Annotated in this window: 15 protein-coding genes and 3 pseudogenes; 14 read left to right on the top strand and 4 right to left on the bottom strand. The window is 74.5% G+C overall.

All coding sequences use genetic code 11. The features are described from left to right. From SSNG_RS43505 to SSNG_RS04840, 3 genes and pseudogenes are all read right to left on the bottom strand, one after another. Positions 1-526, bottom strand: a 526-nt coding sequence (locus SSNG_RS43505; protein WP_277752138.1) for a carbamoyltransferase N-terminal domain-containing protein, incomplete at its 3' end; no start/stop codon positions are given. Positions 527-743: 217 nt separating this feature from the next. Further along, positions 744-1286, bottom strand: a pseudogene (locus SSNG_RS43500) (carbamoyltransferase N-terminal domain-containing protein); the annotation flags it as partial. A gap of 70 nt (positions 1287-1356) precedes the next feature. Beyond that, complete coding sequence (locus SSNG_RS04840; RefSeq protein WP_241694993.1) at positions 1357-1935, bottom strand: helix-turn-helix domain-containing protein; 579 nt, start codon at positions 1933-1935, stop codon at positions 1357-1359. A 526-nt stretch (positions 1936-2461) separates the two neighbouring features. Here SSNG_RS04840 and SSNG_RS04835 point away from each other — a divergent pair. The 12 genes and pseudogenes from SSNG_RS04835 (at position 2462) to SSNG_RS04795 (ending at position 14174) form a co-directional block, all read left to right on the top strand. Next, positions 2462-3853: a hypothetical protein gene (locus SSNG_RS04835; RefSeq protein ID WP_007262681.1), complete on the top strand. Its 1392-nt coding sequence runs from the start codon at positions 2462-2464 to the stop codon at positions 3851-3853. 57 nt (positions 3854-3910) lie between these two features. After that, entirely contained in the window at positions 3911-5041 is a 1131-nt protein-coding gene (gene vioD, locus SSNG_RS04830; RefSeq protein ID WP_042800544.1) for a capreomycidine synthase, read from the top strand. After that, a pseudogene (locus SSNG_RS04825) lies at positions 5038-6639 on the top strand (AMP-binding protein); the annotation flags it as partial. The gene vioD and the pseudogene SSNG_RS04825, both read left to right, overlap by 4 nt. A gap of 292 nt (positions 6640-6931) precedes the next feature. Continuing rightward, the gene (locus tag SSNG_RS43495; RefSeq protein WP_241695205.1) at positions 6932-7075 is read left to right on the top strand and encodes a hypothetical protein; all 144 of its coding nucleotides are present in this window, start codon (positions 6932-6934) and stop codon (positions 7073-7075) included. 280 nt (positions 7076-7355) lie between these two features. Beyond that, positions 7356-8249 (top strand): arginine beta-hydroxylase, Fe(II)/alpha-ketoglutarate-dependent, encoded by an 894-nt coding sequence (gene vioC, locus SSNG_RS04820; protein WP_241695204.1) that lies wholly within the window; start codon positions 7356-7358, stop codon positions 8247-8249. 7 nt (positions 8250-8256) lie between these two features. Continuing rightward, positions 8257-8994 carry a GNAT family N-acetyltransferase gene (locus tag SSNG_RS04815; protein ID WP_007262677.1) on the top strand — a complete coding sequence of 246 codons (738 nt, stop codon included), beginning with the start codon at positions 8257-8259 and terminating at the stop codon, positions 8992-8994. Between the two features lie 39 nt (positions 8995-9033). Then, complete coding sequence (locus SSNG_RS04810; RefSeq protein ID WP_277752137.1) at positions 9034-10365, top strand: Gfo/Idh/MocA family oxidoreductase; 1332 nt, start codon at positions 9034-9036, stop codon at positions 10363-10365. Between the two features lie 43 nt (positions 10366-10408). Beyond that, a complete protein-coding gene (locus SSNG_RS44740; RefSeq protein WP_277752136.1) occupies positions 10409-10615 on the top strand; it encodes a hypothetical protein in 207 nt (68 codons plus the stop codon). After that, entirely contained in the window at positions 10612-11073 is a 462-nt protein-coding gene (locus SSNG_RS43490) for a hypothetical protein (RefSeq protein ID WP_241694992.1), read from the top strand. Before SSNG_RS44740 ends, SSNG_RS43490 begins: the two co-directional genes overlap by 4 nt. 29 nt (positions 11074-11102) lie before the next feature. Further along, positions 11103-11798, top strand: coding sequence for a PIG-L deacetylase family protein (locus SSNG_RS04805; RefSeq protein WP_007262674.1), 696 nt, complete (start codon positions 11103-11105; stop codon positions 11796-11798). After that, positions 11791-13023: an ATP-grasp domain-containing protein gene (locus SSNG_RS04800; RefSeq protein ID WP_007262673.1), complete on the top strand. Its 1233-nt coding sequence runs from the start codon at positions 11791-11793 to the stop codon at positions 13021-13023. Before SSNG_RS04805 ends, SSNG_RS04800 begins: the two co-directional genes overlap by 8 nt. Before the next feature lie 71 nt (positions 13024-13094). Continuing rightward, entirely contained in the window at positions 13095-14174 is a 1080-nt protein-coding gene (locus SSNG_RS04795) for a glycosyltransferase (RefSeq protein ID WP_007262672.1), read from the top strand. Here the strand turns inward: SSNG_RS04795 and SSNG_RS04790 are convergent. Further along, complete coding sequence (locus SSNG_RS04790; protein WP_206731279.1) at positions 14139-15770, bottom strand: CocE/NonD family hydrolase; 1632 nt, start codon at positions 15768-15770, stop codon at positions 14139-14141. The genes SSNG_RS04795 and SSNG_RS04790 overlap by 36 nt on opposite strands. A gap of 34 nt (positions 15771-15804) precedes the next feature. On the opposite strand from SSNG_RS04790, the gene SSNG_RS04785 reads away from it, so the two are divergent. After that, positions 15805-17328, top strand: a complete 1524-nt coding sequence (locus SSNG_RS04785) for an AMP-binding protein (protein ID WP_007262670.1) — start codon at positions 15805-15807, stop codon at positions 17326-17328. An 8-nt stretch (positions 17329-17336) separates the two neighbouring features. Next, a pseudogene (locus tag SSNG_RS41805) lies at positions 17337-17588 on the top strand (hypothetical protein); the annotation flags it as partial.

Here is a 17588-nt window from a genome sequence, read left to right as displayed (position 1 = left end):
CGGCGACCAGGCTGCGGTGGCCCAGGGCGCGGGGGCCGCCCTCGGCGCGGCCCTGGAACCAGCCGGCGACGCCGCCGGAGGCCAGGACGCCGGCGGTGGCCGCGGCGATGTCGGCGGGCTCGCTGAACGCGGTGCCGGTGGCCTCCAGGACCTCGCGGATCTCCCCGGCGGACCACTGCGGGCCCCAGGCGACCGAGCCGGTCATGGGCAGGATCCGGTCGCCCTCCTCGGCGGCGACCCAGACCGCGGCGCCCAGCGAGACCCCCGCGTCACCCGCGATCGGCTGCACGAAGAGGTCCCGGACCTCGGGCATCCGCATGAGCTTGCCGTTGAGGGTGGCGTTGAAGCCGACCCCGCCCGCGATCATCAGCGTGGTCTCGCCGGTCTCCCGCAGCAGGCCGCGCACCAGGCCCGTCACGGCCCGCTCCAGGGCGGCCTGCGCGGTGGCGGCGAGGTCCCGGTACTCGAACGGGTCCCGTTCGGTGGTCCTGGTGTACCGGCCGTCGCGCGGGTCGAAGCGGCGCACGGTGCGGTTGGGGGCGTCCTGGAGGGTCTTCTCCAGGTGCTCCAGCCAGTACCGGATGGTGGCCGTCTCCTCGTCGGTGCTGCCGGTCGAGCGCAGGTCGGGCGGGACGACGCCGACGGTGATATGTGGCCACGGTGAAGCCGAGGGCGCCGCCGAAGGTGAGGTCGAGGGGGGTGCCGTAGGAGGCCAGGCCCATCATCTTGCCGGCGTTGTCGGCGCCGAGGCCGGCGTAGGCGCAGACGGCGGCGTAGAAGTAGCCGAGGGACCAGCCGGGCGTGTGGGAGCGCAGGGTCTTGAGCCGGCCGTCGATGCCGACGGCGAGGGTGGTGCTCGCGTTCTCCCCTTGGCCGTCCAGGACGAGGACGGCGCCCCGGTCGCGTCCGGAGAGGAGGTAGGCGCTGGCGGCGTGGGCCACGTGGTGGTCGACGAACGTGAGCCGGGGGTCGCGGGCGCGCGGGAAGAGGGCCTTGGGCAGCAGGTGTTCGAGGGCGTCGGCGTCGCTGTCGAACCAGTCCAGGCCGCGGTCCGCGAAGAGCGTGGGCAGGTCCCACCCGTGGGCGACGACGTCGATGTCGTCCAGGGTGAGACCGCCCTCCGCGAGGCAGTAGGCGGCGGCGTTCAAGGGCGCCTCGCCGTAGGCGTGCTTGTTGCGGGTGAAGCGTTCCTCCTCGGCCAGGGCGATGACTTCGCCGTCCACGACGAGGCAGGCAGCACCGTCGTGGCTGGCGCCGGGCCAGCCGTTGACTCCGAGCACACGCATGGTCAGTCCCCAAGGGTCGGTCGTCGGGTCCGCCGGGTGTGCCGGGGGCCCAGGCCGCCCGGCGTTCCGGTCATGCCAACGGATCTTGGCGGTCCGCCGGGTTGTACACGACCTGGGAGTTTGTGCGGAGATCCGCGGCGAAGATCGCGGAGGCCGCCTTGAGCACGGCGTTGGCGTGCCGCAGTTCCTCGACCTCGCTGCGCAGCCGGCGCAGTTCGGCCCGCTCGTCGGCCGTCAGGGCGTCGACGGCGGGGTGGTGCCCGCGGGGGCGGCCCTTGGGCGCGGGGGACGCGGGGGTGCGGGGCGCGGCCGGCCGCCCGGCGCGGGCGGCTCCCTCGTCCGCGGGGCGGCGGTGGCCGGCGGCCGGCTGGGGCGGGACCAGGCCGGGGGCGCGCGGCTGTCCGCGGGCGGGGGCGTCGCGTCCTTCCAGTTCGCTGCTGAGCCGGTACCAGCGGCGGGCCCAGGGCTCGGGGTCGCCCTCGCAGGCGGTCACGTAGGCGAGGGTCACTTTCAGCGAGGGTTTGTGCAGCCCGCGGGCCGCTTCGGAGAGGGTGGCCACGGAGTAGTGGGCGCGTTTGGCCATGGTCCGGTAGGAGGGGTTCCCGGCCTGCCTGCGCAGAAGGCGCAGGTCGTGGGCGAATTGCTCCAACGGTCCTGCCGTGGGGTCCAGTAACCGCTCTGGCCTGGGCATGCTTCTCCCCCTGCTCGTCGATGGTGTTGAACGAAGCACATGGTCCATCCGGGCCGTACAACCTGATCGAGGCGCACGGCCGGGCGGTGCGTCGGGCTGGAGGCCCCGCGGGTTACCGGAACCTCAGCACCGGATCTCTCGGACATTGGTACATGCCACTGACAAATCGATCAATCTTCAGTCGAGGATTCCGGCCACTTCGCGGACGGGTCGTCCGATTTCGGTTCGTTGCCGAACCAGCGGGCCGCCGCCCGTTCTCCGGGCATTCCGCTTCGGTCGTCCGCCAGAGGACTGTACAAGGTCGCTCCCGTCCGGTGACCCGTACACGCGCTCGTACAACCCTTCGCCCCCGCCGACCGGTTGTACAGGGGCGTACGGCAGCTGCGCCCCGTACAACCTGACCTCGTGTACAACGCCGGGGCTCTGCAAGATCGGTTGACGTCAGGCGATACGGCCGAAACCGACGGGATTGGGTGGCGGGTTGGTGGACACAGCACGCAGCCAGACGGAATCAGCGGCTCTCGAAGGCGTCTACGCGTACCGGAGCCGTCCGCTCACGGAACCCGACTGGAGACGCTTCCCCGGCTGGCGCGAGGTGACCGAGGCCGAGTGGGCGGATCCGCAGTGGCAGCGCGCCCACTGCGTCAAGGACGCGAAGGGACTGCGCGCCGTCGTCGGCGACCTGCTCGACGAGGAGTTCTACGAGGACTGGGAGCGGGACCGGCTGCACCGGGCGACGATGTCGGTGCTGCTGCCGCCCCAGATGATCAACACGATGGCCGCGGAGGCCTCGGCGGCCCGCCCCGGCGAGCTGACCAAGGCCTTCTACGACGACCCCGTACGGCGCTACATGCTGCCGGTCTTCTCCGACCGGCACCCGGTGTGGCCCTCGCACCCGATGGCCAGCCGGGACTCGCTGCACGAGCAGGACATGTGGGTGGTGGAGGGGCTGACCCACCGCTACCCCACCAAGGTGCTGGCGGAACTGCTGTCGACCTGCCCGCAGTACTGCGGGCACTGCACACGCATGGACCTGGTCGGCAACTCCACCCCGCAGGTCACCAAGAACAGGCTCCAGCTCAAGCCGGCCGACCGCGCCGAGCAGATCCTGGCGCACCTGCGCGCCACCCCGGGCATCCGGGACGTGGTGGTCTCCGGCGGCGACCTGGCGAACATGCCCTGGCCGCGGCTGGAGCGCTTCGTGGACGGGCTGCTGGACATCGAGTCGATCCGCGACATCCGGCTGGCCAGCAAGGGCCTGATCGGACTGCCCCAGCACTGGAGCTCCCCCCCGGTGCTGCGGGGCGTCGAACGCGTCGCCGCCAAGGCGCGGTCCCGCGGCGTGCGCGTGGCGCTGCACACCCACGCCAACGCCGCCCAGCAGGTGACGTCCGGCGTGGCCCGCGCGGCCTGGGGCCTGCTGGGCGCCGGTCTGCACGACGTGCGCAACCAGGGCGTGCTGATGCGCGGGGTCAACGACAGCGCGCACGACCTGCTCGACCTGTGCTTCGCGCTCTGCGACCACGCCGGCATCACTCCGTACTACTTCTACATGTGCGACATGATCCCGAACGCCGAGCACTGGCGGGTCCCGCTGCACAGCGCCCAGTTGATCCAGCGTCAGATCATGGGCTACCTACCGGGGTTCGCCACTCCGCGCATCGTGTGCGACGTACCGATGGCCGGCAAGCGGTGGGTGGACCAGGCGGACGCCTACGACCGGGAACTCGGGGTCTCGCACTGGAGCAAGAGCTACCTCACCCCGCTGGAGGCGGCGGACCCGGACGCCCACAGCGGCTCGTACCACTACTACGACCCCATCGACACGCTCCCCCTCTCCGGGCAGCGCTGGTGGCGGGAAACCCGTCAGGGGTAGAGAAGGGACAGTTGCACAGCCATGAGCAGTCTCCGTCCACGGCGTGAAGAACCTCCGGTGCTGGAGGAGTGGTACCGCCGGCACCTCGGCCCGGACATCCACGACATCAGCTCCAGCGGGGTCCATCCGTACACCTTCGCCGAGATACGCGACCTGTGCCGGATCTCCGCCGCCGACCTCGACGAGATCGTCATGGACGACAGCGTCTCGCAGGGCGGGGCCGGCATCCGCGGGGCCGTCGCCGACCGGTACGCCGGCGGCGACGCCGACCGGGTGCTGGTCACGCACGGCTCCAGCGAGGCCATCGCGCTGACCCTCAGCACGCTGCTGCACCCGGGCGACCGGGTGGTCGTCCAGGAGGGCATCTACCACTCGCTCGGCCACTATCCGAGGGCGGCGGGATGCGACGTCGTCACCCTCCCCGCGACGGCGGTCCGCGACGGCGAGATCGACCCGGAGGTGCTGACCGCCCTGGTCACGCCCGGCACCGCGGCCGTGATCGTCAACTTCCCGCACAACCCCACCGGAGTCTCCCTCTCCCCCCAGGGCCTGAAGGCCCTCACGGAGCGGACCGCCGTCACCGGCGCCACGCTCGTCTGGGACGCGGCCACCGCCGAGATCGCCCACCGCTGGGAGGTGCTGCCCGATCCCGGCGCGGCCGGCGGCGACACCGTCTCCTACGGCACCTTCTCCAAGACGTTCGGCCTGCCCGGGCTGCGCGTGGGCTGGGCCGTCGCGCCCAAGCCCCTGCTCACCGCCACCTTCCCGCTGCGCGACCGGACCACGCTGTTCCTGTCGCCGCTGGTCGAGCTGATCGCCGAGCGGGCGATGCGCAACGCCGACGCGCTGATCGGGGCGCGGGCGGCCGAGGCCCGGCGCAACCTGGCGCACCTGACGGAGTGGATGGCCGAGCACGAGGCGCTGGGACTGGTCCGGTGGAACCCGCCGGAGGGCGGCGTGTGCGCGCTGCCGGTCTTCCGCGAGCTGGAGCGGGCCGGCTCCGGCCCCGAGGCGGTGGAACGGTTCTGCCTGGAGCTGCTGGACCGGCACCGCACCCTGCTGGTCCCCGGCACGGCCTTCGGGGCTCCGCACGGCGCACCGTCTGGGCTTCGGCGCCCGGAAGCCGCCTTCCGGGCGGGCCTGGACGGCCTGTCGGCCTTCCTGCGCACCCGCGGGGCGGGCCGGTGACCGCCGCGACCGGGAGCGGCCACGGGCTCGACGTGCTCGGCCTGTGGGAGCGGTCGGTGCGCGCGCATCCCGCCCGGCCGGCCCTGGTGACCCCGCACCGGGTGCTGGCGTACGGCGAGGCGGACCGGCTGACCGACGCCTGGGCCGACTCGCTCGCCGCGCGGGGCGCCGCCCCCGGGCGACTGGTGGGCCTGGCGTTCGGCGATCCGGCCCGTACGGTGCTCGGGATGCTGGCGGCGCTGAAGGCCGGAGCGGGCTTCACCGTCCTGGACGACCGGCTCCCGGCCGCCGCCCGCGCGGCGCTGGTCCGCCGCACCGCGGCCGCCGTCTGGCTGGGCGACGGCGACCACGCGCCGGAGGCCGCGTACGTACCGGAGCCGTCGCCCGCCACACCGGGCCGGGCGGACGACGGCCGGGCAGGCGACGGCCGGGCAGGCGACGGCCGGGCAGGCGACGGCGCGGCGGAGGACGGGCCGGCAGGCAACGGCCGGGCGGGCGACGGCCCGGTGGAGGAAGGCCCGGCAGGCGACGGTGCGGCGGGCGACCGCCCGGCAGGGCCGCGGCGGCGGCCGGCGGCCCGCGGGGCCGACGTGGCCTACGTGCTGTTCACCTCCGGCTCCACCGGACAGCCCAAGGGCACGGTCGTCGAGCGGGACGCCCTGGGCCGGTTCGCGACCGCGGTCGCCGAGCGGCTCGCGCTGACCCCCGACGACCGCTGGCTCCAGGTGGCCTCCCTGGGCTTCGACGTACTGATCGAGGAGGTGTTCCCCGCCTTCGCGGCCGGTGCTGCGGTGGTGTGCCGGGAGGACACCCGGGCCCTGGACGCCGAGGAGCTCCACGTCACCCTGGCCCGCAGCCGGACCACCGTCGTGGAACTGTCCACCCAGTACTGGCTGGAGTACGCCCGCTGGCTGGAGGCCGCCGGAGCCACCACCCCGCAGGCCCTGCGCACCGTGGTGGTCGGCGGCGAACGGATGGACTCGGAGCCCTACCGGGCCTGGCAGGACCGGCAGCCCGCCGCCCTCGCCCACGTGTACGGCCTCACCGAATGCACGGTCAGCTCCACCTTCTACACCGGACGCCTGCCGGCCGACGCCGACGAGGTGCCGCTCGGCACCCCGCTGCGGGACGTGGAGATCACCGTCCGGCGCGACGGCCGGCCGGTGCCCGACGGCGAGACCGGCGAGATCCACATCGGTGGCCCGCTGCTGGCCCGCGGCTTCCTCGACGACGACGCGGCCACCGCCCGGCGCTTCGTCCCCGACCCGTACGCCACCGCACCCGGCGCCCGCGCGTACGTGACGGGCGACCTCGGCCGTGTCGACGCCGACGGGCAGCTGGTCTTCCTCGGCCGGGTCGACGACCAGATCAAGATCCGCGGGCACCGGCTGGAGCCCGCCCGGGTGGAGCGCGCCCTGTGCGGGGCGGCAGGCGTGGGCCAGGCCGTGGTCTTCCCCGACCCGGCGACCGGCACGGTCCTGTGGGCGTTCACCGTGCCCGCCGATCCGGCGACGGCGCCGCCGCCGGGGGAGGCCGTACGGCTCACCGGAGCGGACCGGGACGCGCTGGTAGCGCCGCTGGAGGCGCAGTTGCCGGACTGGGCGGTGCCGCGGGTGCTCCACCGGGTGGCCGTCCTGCCGAAGAACCCGCACGGCAAGATCGACAAGAGGCTGCTGGCCGCCTGGGCGGCCGGCACGGCGACGGCCCAGCCCGCCCCGGCGGGGGCCCCGGCCCTCCAGGACACCGGCACCGGGGCGCACGGCCCGGACGGGACCGGTGCCGGCGAGCCGCTGGACACCACGCTGGGCCTCTTCCGCGAGGTCCTGGGCGATCCGCGCCTGGGCCCACGACGACAACTTCTTCGACCACGGCGGCCAGTCCCTGCTCGCCATGCGCCTGCTCGCGCGGCTGCGCGAGTCCCACTCCGGCGCCGCCGGACTCCGGGCGAGCGCCCTGTTCGCCTCGCCCACGCCCCGGCTGCTCGCCGCGGCGCTCACGGCCCCGTCCTGCGGCGACGTGCCGGCCGGGCGCTGAACCGGCGGGCCCGCACCCCGCGGACCACCCGCACGCCACCGGACCACCCGCACCACCGCACCACCCGAGGGCCCCGGCCCGGCCCCGGCCGGCCGCGGGCAGCAGCAACCATCCCCGACCACTCAGCGAGAGTTGGCATGTCGAACCTCACCGACCCGTCCACGCACGCCTACACCCTGACGCCCGACGAGGGCCTCCGCCACAGCGGACCTGTGCCTCGGCCTGGCCTCCGCCTACCCGTCCTTCGGCGACCCCGAGCTGCTGCACGACCTGCCCCCGGCTGGCCGCCGGCCTGCCGGAGGGCGTACAGCGGTTCCTGCGCGAGTTCAAACTGGCCGACCGCCACGGCCACGCCGTGGTCAGCGGCCACGACTTCGACCAGGACCGCATCGGCCCCACCCCCGAGCACTGGCGCGGCCGCCGGAGGCCCGGCCCGGAGTTCCCCGAGGAACTGCTGCTGATGCTCTACTCGGCGCTGCTCGGCGAGCCGTTCGGCTGGGCCACCCAGCAGGACGGGCACCTCGTCCACGACATCTTCCCGATCCGGGCGCACGAGAACGACCAGCTCGGCATGGGCAGCAAGGAACTGCTCACCTGGCACACCGAGGACGCCTTCCACCCCTACCGCAGCGACTACCTGATCCTCGGGGCGCTGCGCAACCCGGACCACGTGCCGACGACGGTCGGCGAGCTGGACCTGTCCTCGCTGTCCGCCGACGACATCGACGTCCTCTTCGAGCCGCGCTTCCACATCGCGCCCGACGAGTCACACCTGCCGAAGAACAACACCCTCGCCTCCGAGGAGGAGACGGCGCGCTTCGCCACCATCCAGCGGATGATCGACGAACGGCCGCTCGGCCCGCTGCTGTACGGCTCGCGCGTCGACCCGTACATGCGTCTCGACCCCTACTTCACCTCCGTCCCCGAGAACGACCCCGACGCCCGGCGCGCCTACGACGCGCTGTTCAAGGTGGTGGACGCCGCGATGCGGGAGGTCGTCGCGGACCAGGGGGACGTGCTGTTCATCGACAACCACCGGGCGGTGCACGGCCGGCTGCCGTTCCGGGCCCGCTACGACGGCACCGACCGCTGGCTGAAGCGGGTGTGCGTGACCTCGGACCTGCGGCGCTCGCGCGAGATGCGGGCCACCGCCCGGACCCGGCTGCTGGGCTGACCCGCCGGTGACCCTCACCCTGACCGACCTGTCCCGGGACCCCGGGCTGCTGCCCGCCGTCGACGCCCTGATCGGCGCCAACATGCCGGAGTTCATGAGCTGGGAGTCCCCGGGCAACTGGCGCTGGCACGGCATGTACGACCGCTACCCCGCCCACCAGCTGTGCCTGGTGGACGGCGACGGGCAGCTGGTCGCGGCGGCCAACGGGCTGCCGGTCCGCTGGGACGGCAGCCCCGCCTCCCTGCCGGGAGGCAGCGACGAGGTACTGGTGGAGGCCGTCGACCACGGCCCGCCGGACCGGACCGACGCCGTGTGCATGCTGTCGGTGTCCGTGGACCCCGCGCACCGGGCGGCCGGGCACGCCGAACGACTGCTCACCGAGGTACGCCGGCGGGCCGCCGAGCACGCCCCCCGGGGCGTGGTCATCCCGGTCCGGCCCACCCGCAAGCCGCACTACCCGCTGATCCCGCTCGCCGACTACGCCGCCTGGCGGCTGCCCGACGGGCGCTGCTTCGACCCCTGGCTGCGCACCCATCTGGAGCTGGGCGCACGCAGGCTCGGGATCGCCGGCCGCTCGCTGGTGATCCGTCAGCCGGTCGCGCGCTGGGAGCAGTTCCTCGGCCGGCCGCTGCCCGGCCCGGGCGCGTACCCGCTGCCCGGCGGGCTGGTGCCGCTGCAGGTCGCCGAGGACGGCCACGGCACCTACGCCGAGCCCAACGTATGGGTCCACCACCCCGCCCTCTGAAAGCCCCTTCCCCCGTTCCGTACACCCCTGGAGACGACCATGACTCCCGTACGCCTCGCGATCGTCGGGTGCGGCGCCGCCGCCCGCGGCTGCCACCTGCCCGCCCTGCCCCCGCTCAAGGGCGACGTGCAGCTCACCGCGCTGATCGACCGTGACCCCCGGCAGGCCGAGGCCGCGCTCGCCCTCTACCGCGAGCTGGGCGGCACCGACGCCGAGCAGGTGGTGCTCGCCACCGACCCGGCCGAGGCCGCCGACGCCTTCGACGCCGCCGTCGTGGTGGCCCCGCACACCCTGCACGCGCCGATCGTCGAGGCGCTGCTGGCGGCGGGCAAGCACGTCCTGCTGGAGAAGCCCATGACCACCTCGGTCGAGGACGCCCGCCGGCTGGCGCGGACCGCCGCGGCCGAGGGCGCGCCGGTGCTGGCCATGGCCCACCCGCGCCGGCTCTTCCCCGCCTACGCCTGGATCAAGCGGCTCATCGACGCCGGCGACCTCGGCGAGGTCGTACGGGTCGACTGGTCCGAGGGACACCCCTACGCCCACGAGCCGGTCTCCTGGTCGATGTTCGACCGGCGGCTCGCGGGCGGCGGCGTCCTCACCGACACCGCCTCGCACGTCTTCGACACCCTGCTGTGGTGGCTGGGCCCCGACGTGGAGGTGGTCCGCGCCGAGGACAACTCGCTGGGCGGGGTGGAGACGGACGCCCACGTCCGGCTGCGGTTCGGCACCACCGACGTGACCTGCGACTTCAGTCGCCTGCGCGACCTCGGGATCAGCTGCACGGTCACCGGTACCCGTGCGACGGTGACCATCGGCACCGACTTCCCCGCCGGGGAGTGCACCCTGGTCACCGCCGACGGGGTGGAGCTCCACCGCGGGGACGTGCCGGCCGAGGCCCCGGCGCAGGACGAGTGGGAACTGCTGTTCAGCGAGCAGCTCGCCAACTTCGCGGCGGCCGTGCGCGGGACGGCCTCCGTCCACTCCACCCCGCAGGACGGCGTCCGCGTGGTCGAGCTGATCCAGGAGTGCTACGGGGGCCCCGCCCACGAGCGGTCCGCGCAGCCGTGGACGACCCGGGGCCGGGAGGCCGCGGCCGGGTCCGGCGCCCTGCCGGCGCTGGCCGGACGCACCGTGGCCGTCACGGGCGCGAGCGGCTTCATCGGCGGCCGGCTCGTCGAACGGCTGGTGCTCGGCACCGAGGCCCGCGTCCGGCCGGTGGTGCGCGGCTTCGGCCGCGCCGCCCGGCTGTCGGTCCTGCCGCAGGACCGGCTGGAGTTCCGCCAGGGCGACCTGCTGGACCCGGCCGCGCTCCGGGAGGCGTTCGAGGGCTGCGACACCGTCGTGCACTGCGCGTTCGGGCAGCTCCGGTGACGAGGACGACCGCTGGTCCGCCTCCGTCGCCGGCACCGGGAACGTGCTGGCCGCGGCCCGCGCGGCCGGGGTGCGGCGCGTGGTGCACCTGAGCACCGTCGACGTCTACGATCCGGCCGTGACTGGAGCCCTGACCGATGACTCCGCCGCACGCCCGGCGACCCCGCGACCGGCAGTACTCAGCAGCAGAAGCTCGCCGCCGAACAGCTCGTCGTCCGGGCCCACGGCGACGGCCTGGAGACGGTGGTGATCCAGCCCGGCGTGGTCCACGGCCCGTGGGGCGGTCAGTGGACGACGGCGCAGCTCCGCCGCCCGGCGGGCGACTTCGCCCAGCTCCCGGCCGGTGACGACGGCGGCGTGTGCAACGCCGTGTACGTCGACGACCTCGCCGAGGCCGTACTCCTCGCCGTGGACACCGCGGCGGCGGCCGGCGAGCGGTTCCTCGTGGGCCACTCCGAGGAACTGCGCTGGGGCACGTTCTTCGACTCCGTCCGCGCGCTGCGCGGACCGGGCGGGCCCGCCCCCGTCACCGCCGGGGAACCGGTGGCCGACTGGGAACTGGAGCTGTACCGTTCCACGGCCCGCGCCGACTACGGCAAGGCCCGCCGGGTACTGGGCTTCACCGCCCGCACCCCGTTCGCCGAAGCGGCCGCGGTCACCGCCGGATGGGCCCGCTGGGCCGGGGAAGCCCCGGAGGCCGGGGCATGACCGCGGGAAGCCGGGGGACGGAGTCCGCGGTGACCGACGTCCTGGTGGTCGCACCCCACCCCGACGACGACGTGATCGGCTGCGGCGGCTCCATCGCCAAGCACGTCCGCGACGGCGCCCGGGTGACGGTGGTGATCGTCATCGGCCGGGAGCGCAGCGCCCTGGACGACGCCGTGACCGACGCCGAGTTCGCCGCCGAGACCGAGGCCGCCGCGAAGGCCCTGGGCGTGCACCGCTGCATCCGGTTCGACGAGCCGTCGCGGGACTTCACGCTCAGCCGCCGGGTCCACCTGGACCTGGTCCGGGTACTGCGCGAGGTACGGCCCCAGGTGGTGTACCTGCCGCACGACAACGACGACGACGTCGAGCACCGCATGGTGCACCAACTCACCCTCGAAGCCCTGTGGATGGCGGGCTCCGCGTTCTTCCAGGAGGCCGGCGGGCCCCCGATGCCGGCGCCGCGGCTGGTGCTCGGCTACGAGGTGTGGGCGCCGATGGCGCGCTTCCAGTACGCCGAGGACATCGGCGGGCAGATCGGGGCCAAGGTGGAGGCGATGCGCGCATACGCCTCCCAGCTCCGGCACGCCGCCTGGGACGAGGGCGTGGAGGGCCTGGCGCGCTACCGCGGGGCGGTCTCGGCCGGATCCGGCCACGCCGAGGTGTTCCAGGTGCTGAGCCTGCGCACCCCGCCGCCCGCGGTTCCGGCGGGAGGCGGCCGTGACTGACCGCCTGCTGGTGTGCGGGCTCGGTTCGGGCATGGACCGGTCACTGGGCGAACTGCGTTCGCCCCGCCGGGAGCTGGTGGTGGTGACCGAACGGCCCACGGACCGGGTCCGCGCCGCCGCCGACGTCCTGCTGGAGTGCGACCCCAACGACGCGGTGGCGGTCCTCGCCGAGCTGTCCGCCGCCGGGATCGACCGGATCGACGGCGTGTTCTCGCTCGGCGCGGACAACCCGCCGGTGATCAGCACGCTCGCCCGGTACCTCGGCTGCCCGGGCCTGCCCCTGGAGACGGCCCTGAACTGCACGTTCAAGGACCGGCGGCTGGCGGTCCTGCGCAAGGCCGGGCTCGACCTGCCGCGGTACGCGACCGCCGAGAGCGTCGGCGAGGCCGTGCGGGCGGTCGAGGACATCGGGCTGCCGGCGGTCATCAAGCCCAGCGACCAGACCGGTTCGCTGGGCGTCATGAAGGTCGAGTCGGCGGACCGGGTGCGGGAGCTGGCGCAGGAGGCGCTGCTGCTCAGCCCGGGCGGCCGGATCGTGATCGAGGAGTTCCTGGAGGGCACCGAGCACACCCTGGCGGCCTTCATGGTCGACGGGAAACTGCACCGCTTCGGGTTCGCCGACCGGGAGTACGGGCGCAAGGAGGAGTTCGCCCCGCACTTCTTCGAGGGCGGCGACACCCTGCCGAGCGTGCTGACCGAGGAACAGATCGAGGAGGTCACGGACACGGTCCGGCGCGGCGCCCGGGCCCTGCGCCTGGACCCCGCGGTGATCAACACCGACATCCTGCGCACCCACGACGGCCGGGTGGTCCTGCTGGAGATCACCTGCCGGATCACCGGGGCCCGGATCGCCACCGAGGTGATGCGGCTGGCCACCGGCGTGGACCCGCTGCCCAACGTGGTCCGCCTCGCCCTGGGGCAGCCCCTGGACCTCGACGAGCTGACGCCGCGGCGGAGCCGGGCCGTGGTGCAGCGGTTCGTACCGGCGGACGGCGGGGTCGTCGAGTGGGTCGGCGACCCCCGGCACGTCGCCCGCCGGGCCGGGGTGCACGACGTGTTCTGGGGCATGGACCTGGAACCGGGCACCGAACTGCCCGCCTACCGCGGCGGCGCCGACGTGCTGGCCGGGGTGATCGCCCACGCCGAGGCGCCGGCGGAGGCCGAGGCCATCGCCGAACGCACGCTGCGCGCCCTGCCCCTGCGGCTGCGGGCGCCCGCCCGGTGACCGCGCACCGACCGGCCCGCGCCACCGCGCGGGCCCACCGTACGGACACGAACGACACAAGGGAGAACGGGATGGCCACCGACCCGGTGGACGAGGCCGCGGTCGACAAGGGCATCGCCCGGACCGCCGTGGTCATCGCCCTGCGCGACGACCTGCGGATCGCCGACTGCATCGCCTCCGTCGACGAGGACGTCGAGATCGTCCTGGCGCTGAACGGCCCCAGCGACGCCGTGCTGAAGCTCATCGCCGAACACCCGCGCCCGCTGACCGTCACGGAGATCGAGGACGTCGGCAACCTCGGGGCGGCCTACAACGCCGGAGCCGCCGCCACGGACCGCCAGTACCTGCTGCTCATGGACTCCGACTGCACCTTCGCCCCGGGCGTCGTCCGCGCCATGGTGCGGTCGGTGCTCACCGAGCCCGTGGTCAAGGGGCAGGTGGTGTACGGGGAGTCGGAGGGCCTGCTCAGCCGGCTCACGGCGCGGGTGCGCGAGTTCGACGAGGGCGACTACGTCAGCGCGCTGTCCCCGCCGCTGATCTACAACCGGGACATCGTCGACCACATCGGCGGCTACCACTTCGACGAGCTGATCCACTGGTGCGAGGACCGGGAGTTCGACTTCCGGCTCCAGCTCGCGGGCATCCCCGTGGTGTACCTGCCCGAGGCGCGGATCTTCCACGACGCCCAGCACGGCTTCGCCAACATGCGCAGCTACTTCCGCTACGGCGTCGGCGAGGGCATCGCCCAGGAGACGGGCGTGTTCACCACTCCGGCGGTGCCGGTGGCGTGGCGGCTGTTCGAGGCCTCGCGGACGCTGCTGCACTGCGCCCGGGACAAGGGACCCGCGGCGGCGGCGTACTACGCCCTGCTGAAGGCGGCCTTCCACGTGGGCACCGCCCACCACCTGCTCAACGACCCGTACCAGGTGCGCGAGCGCTACCCGGCCTCGGCCAAGCGGGCCCGGATGGTGCGGTCGATCCCGCAGCACAGCACCAAGCTGTCCGGCGCCCAGCTGCGGCGGCTGCGGCGGGCCCACTGGGAGGCGGGCCGGCGGATCGAGAAGGTGGCCGACCTGTCGGTCTTCCACCCGGACGCCGCCGGCCCCGGACCCGGGTCAGGCGCCGGGCAGGCGCGGCAGCAGCAGGCGTGAGGGATGGTCACCGCCGTGGTGGACGGTGTGGTGGGCCAGGGCCGGCGGGTGGACGTCGAAGCGCGGTGCGTTGCTGGCCGCGACCTCCAGACGGATCCGGTGGCCCGCGCGGAACACATGGCCCACCGCCCCCACCGCGACGGTGACCTCCACCGGCCCGCCGGTCTCCCCGGCGGCGCCCACGCCGTCCGGCCCGGCCGCGAGCCGGCGGACCCCGTCGCACAGCAGCTCGGCCCGGCCGCCGGGGTGGACGTCGACGAGCTTGGCCGTCACGTCCGCGCCGGCGGCGTCCGGGGTGACGTACACGGTCAGGACGGTGTCGCCGACTACGGTCAACGGGGCGCCCAGCGGCTCCCCGGTGAAGCACAGCACGTCGGGACGGCGTTCCACCTCGCGCTGGTCCAGCGGGCCGCAGTCGCCGCCGGTGAACTGCCCGGGCAGGGCGGTGGCGCCGCCGGTGGTGGGCACCGGGTCGGCCGGGTCGTGACGGATCCGGTCGGCCCCGGCGCGCGCCGGGGCGGGGCCGGCCGTCAGACGGCGGCCGTCGAGGTGCAGTACGAGCTCCTCGGTGCCGGGGACGGGCCAGTCGGGAAACGTGCGCCAGGAGTCGGCGCCGGTGAGGAACAGCCGCACCGGGTCGCGCCGGTCGGGGCCCTCGCCGGAGCGGCGCAGATGCCGGTCGAAATGCTCCAGGTGCAGAGCGGTGACATCGAGCTCGGCCTCGTCCGCGGCCAGGCCGTAACGGCGCTGCGGAAATATTCCACCGGTGATGCAGTGGGACCACGGGCCGACCACCAGACACGTCCTGTTCCCGCATTCCCGAATTCCCCGGTAATTCTCGAGGGCGCCGGCGAGGAATATGTCGTACCAGCCGGTGAGGTGGAGCACGGGGACGTCGATCGCCGGGTACGCCGCGCGGGGTGCGGCGCGCAGCCAGTACGGGTCCCCGGACGGGTGCTCGCGCCAGCGGCGGTAGTACGGCGCCAGGCGGTCCAGCAGGTCCGCGGCGGCGGCCGGGTCCCGGTACAGCTCGTCGATCCGGTCGACGGCCCCGGCCACCTCGGCCCGCTCGGCCGCGCTCAGCCCCGCCCCTTCCAGCAGGAGGTCGTAGAGCACCCAGTACAGGACGAAGCCCAGCTGGAAGGCACCGCCCTGGCGGGTCCAGCCCTCGTCGAAGCCCGATCCCGCCACGTGCGGGACGACGGCGCCCAGGCCCGGCGGGCGCTCCGCCGCGGCGAGCAGCGCGGCCATGGCCTCGTAGGAGCGGCCGAACAGTCCCGCCGAGCCGTCGCACCAGGGCTGCGACACGGCCCAGGCGACGGTGTCCGCGCCGTCGGCGGCCTCGTGCCAGTACGGATCGAAGTCACCGCCGGAACCGAACCGGCCGCGGACGTCCTGCACCAGCAGGGCGTACCCGGAGCGGACCAGGCGCAGCCCGTCGACGGACGCGCCGCCCGGTGGGCCGGACCTTCCGTAAGGGGTGCGGCGCACCAGGACCGGCACGGGGTCCGCGGTGTCGGGCCGGTAGAGGTCGGCGGTCAATAAGACGCCGTCGCGCACGGGTATTTCCAGATCGTGTTCCACAACAATACGCACCCGCTCATATTCCATCAGGACGAGGAAATTCACAATGCAGTCCTCCGGAAACACCGGAATTCCTTTGCTGGAACCGTTCTTCGAAACGGCGCGCACCGATCCCGCCCGCCCGGCCGTCATCGACAACGGACTCGTCATCGGCTACGGCGTCTTCGCCGCCTGGGTGCTGGAGGTGGCGGGCGCCGTCGCCCCGCGTACGGGCCGACCGCAGCCGCCGGTCGGGGTGGTCGTGCACCACTCGGCGCGGGACGTGGCCGCCCTGCTCGGCGTGCTCGCGGCGGGCCGGGCCTACGTACCGCTGGAGGCCGGACATCCGCCGGCCCGGCTGGAGTCGGTCCTGGCCCGGCTGGGGGTCGAGGAGGCCGTGGCGACCGCGGACACCGGCTGGCAGCCGCCGGTCGCACGGGTGCACCGCCCGCGCTGGGCGCCCACCGCGCCCGCACCGGGGACCGGCGTGCCGCCCGCCGCGGTCGGTGCCCGGCCCGAGGACCCGGCGTACGTGCTGTTCACCTCGGGCTCCACCGGCGAACCCAAGGGCGTCGTGGTGCCGCACCGGGCGCTGTCCGCCGTGGTGCCGCCGCTGCGCACCCTGTACGGGACCGGGCCGGACGCCACCGTGCTGCACTTCCACGGCGCCGGCGGTGACACGAGCCTGGAGGAGATCCTCCCGACGCTGACCGGCGGGGCCACGCTCGTCGTCGACGACGCGGCCCGGGAGCGCTTCGCCCAGGTGGCCGAGGAGCAGGAGGTCACCGTCGCGGTGCTGCCGACCGGCTTCTGGCACGGCCTGGCCGGAGACCTGCTGCACCAGGGCGCGGAACTTCCGGCGTCCCTGCGGACGGTGGTCATCGGCGGGGAGGCGGTGCGGGCCGACATGCTGGAGCGCTGGCGGCTCCTCGGCACCGACGGGGTGCGCCTGCTCAACACGTACGGATCCACCGAGACGGCCCTGGTCACCCACGCCGTGCAGCTGGCCGGGCCGGGAGCGCCGGCCCTCCCCGAGGCCGACGGCGACCTGCCGATCGGGCTGCCACTGCCGCACGTCGGGCAACGCGTCGACGCGGCGGGGGAGTTGTCCGTGTCCGGGCCGGGCCTGGCCCTGGGCTACCACGGCGACCCCGGCGGGACGGCCGCCAGGTTCACCGAGCACGAGGGCGTCCGCTGGTACCGCACCGGGGACCTGGTCTCCGAGGCCCCCGGGGGCGCCCTGGTGTTCCGGGGCCGCTCCGACCACCAGGTCAAGATCCGCGGCCACCGGGTGGACCTGATCGAGGTGGAGGGCCTGGTCGGCGGCTGCCCGGGCGTCCTGGAGGCCGCCGCCGCACGGGTGGACCGCGCCGAACACAGCACCCTGGCCGCGTTCTTCGTACCGCTGCCCGACCACGACCCCGCCGAGGTGGCGGACGCCGTCCGTGCCCGCCTGTCCGCCACGGCGGCCCCGCAGCTCGTCCCCAGCGTGCTGGTCCCCGTCCCGGCACTGGAACGCACCCACACCGGCAAGGTGGACCGCGACGCCACGCGGGACCGGCACCTCGCCCCCACCGGGGCGGACCGGTGAACCGGCCCGTGGCAGCGGAGCCGGCCGCACCCGCCCGCGGACCCGGCACGTCCGTGCCGCCCGGCCGCGCCGACACGGCTGCGGACGGCCGGGCACGGGCGCAGGACCTCGTCGGCGAGGCGGCGCGGCGGCTCGGCGAGGAACTCGACCCCGGCAGCGCCCGGGTCGACGAGTCGGGCTGGGACTTCCGGGTCGTGCACGTCCGGGCCGCCGACGGCACGCGGTGGATCCTGCGGCAGCCGAGACGGCCCGAGGCCGCC

The sequence above is a fragment of the Streptomyces sp. C genome (genome assembly GCF_000158895.1).
GTDB classification, from domain to species: Bacteria; Actinomycetota; Actinomycetes; order Streptomycetales; family Streptomycetaceae; genus Streptomyces; species Streptomyces racemochromogenes.
The sequence above is the reverse complement of the archived record's forward strand: the minus strand, read 5'-3'. Positions and strand labels throughout refer to the sequence as shown.

Excerpts from the sequence above, each read along its gene's own strand:
- SSNG_RS43495 (WP_241695205.1), top strand. The coding sequence starts at position 6,932 with ATGCGCCTGCTCGCGCGGCTGCGCGAGTCCCACTCCGGCGCCGCCGGA.
- SSNG_RS04810 (WP_277752137.1), top strand. The coding sequence starts at position 9,034 with ATGACTCCCGTACGCCTCGCGATCGTCGGGTGCGGCGCCGCCGCCCGC.
- SSNG_RS04795 (WP_007262672.1), top strand. The coding sequence starts at position 13,095 with ATGGCCACCGACCCGGTGGACGAGGCCGCGGTCGACAAGGGCATCGCC.
- SSNG_RS04785 (WP_007262670.1), top strand. The coding sequence starts at position 15,805 with ATGCAGTCCTCCGGAAACACCGGAATTCCTTTGCTGGAACCGTTCTTC.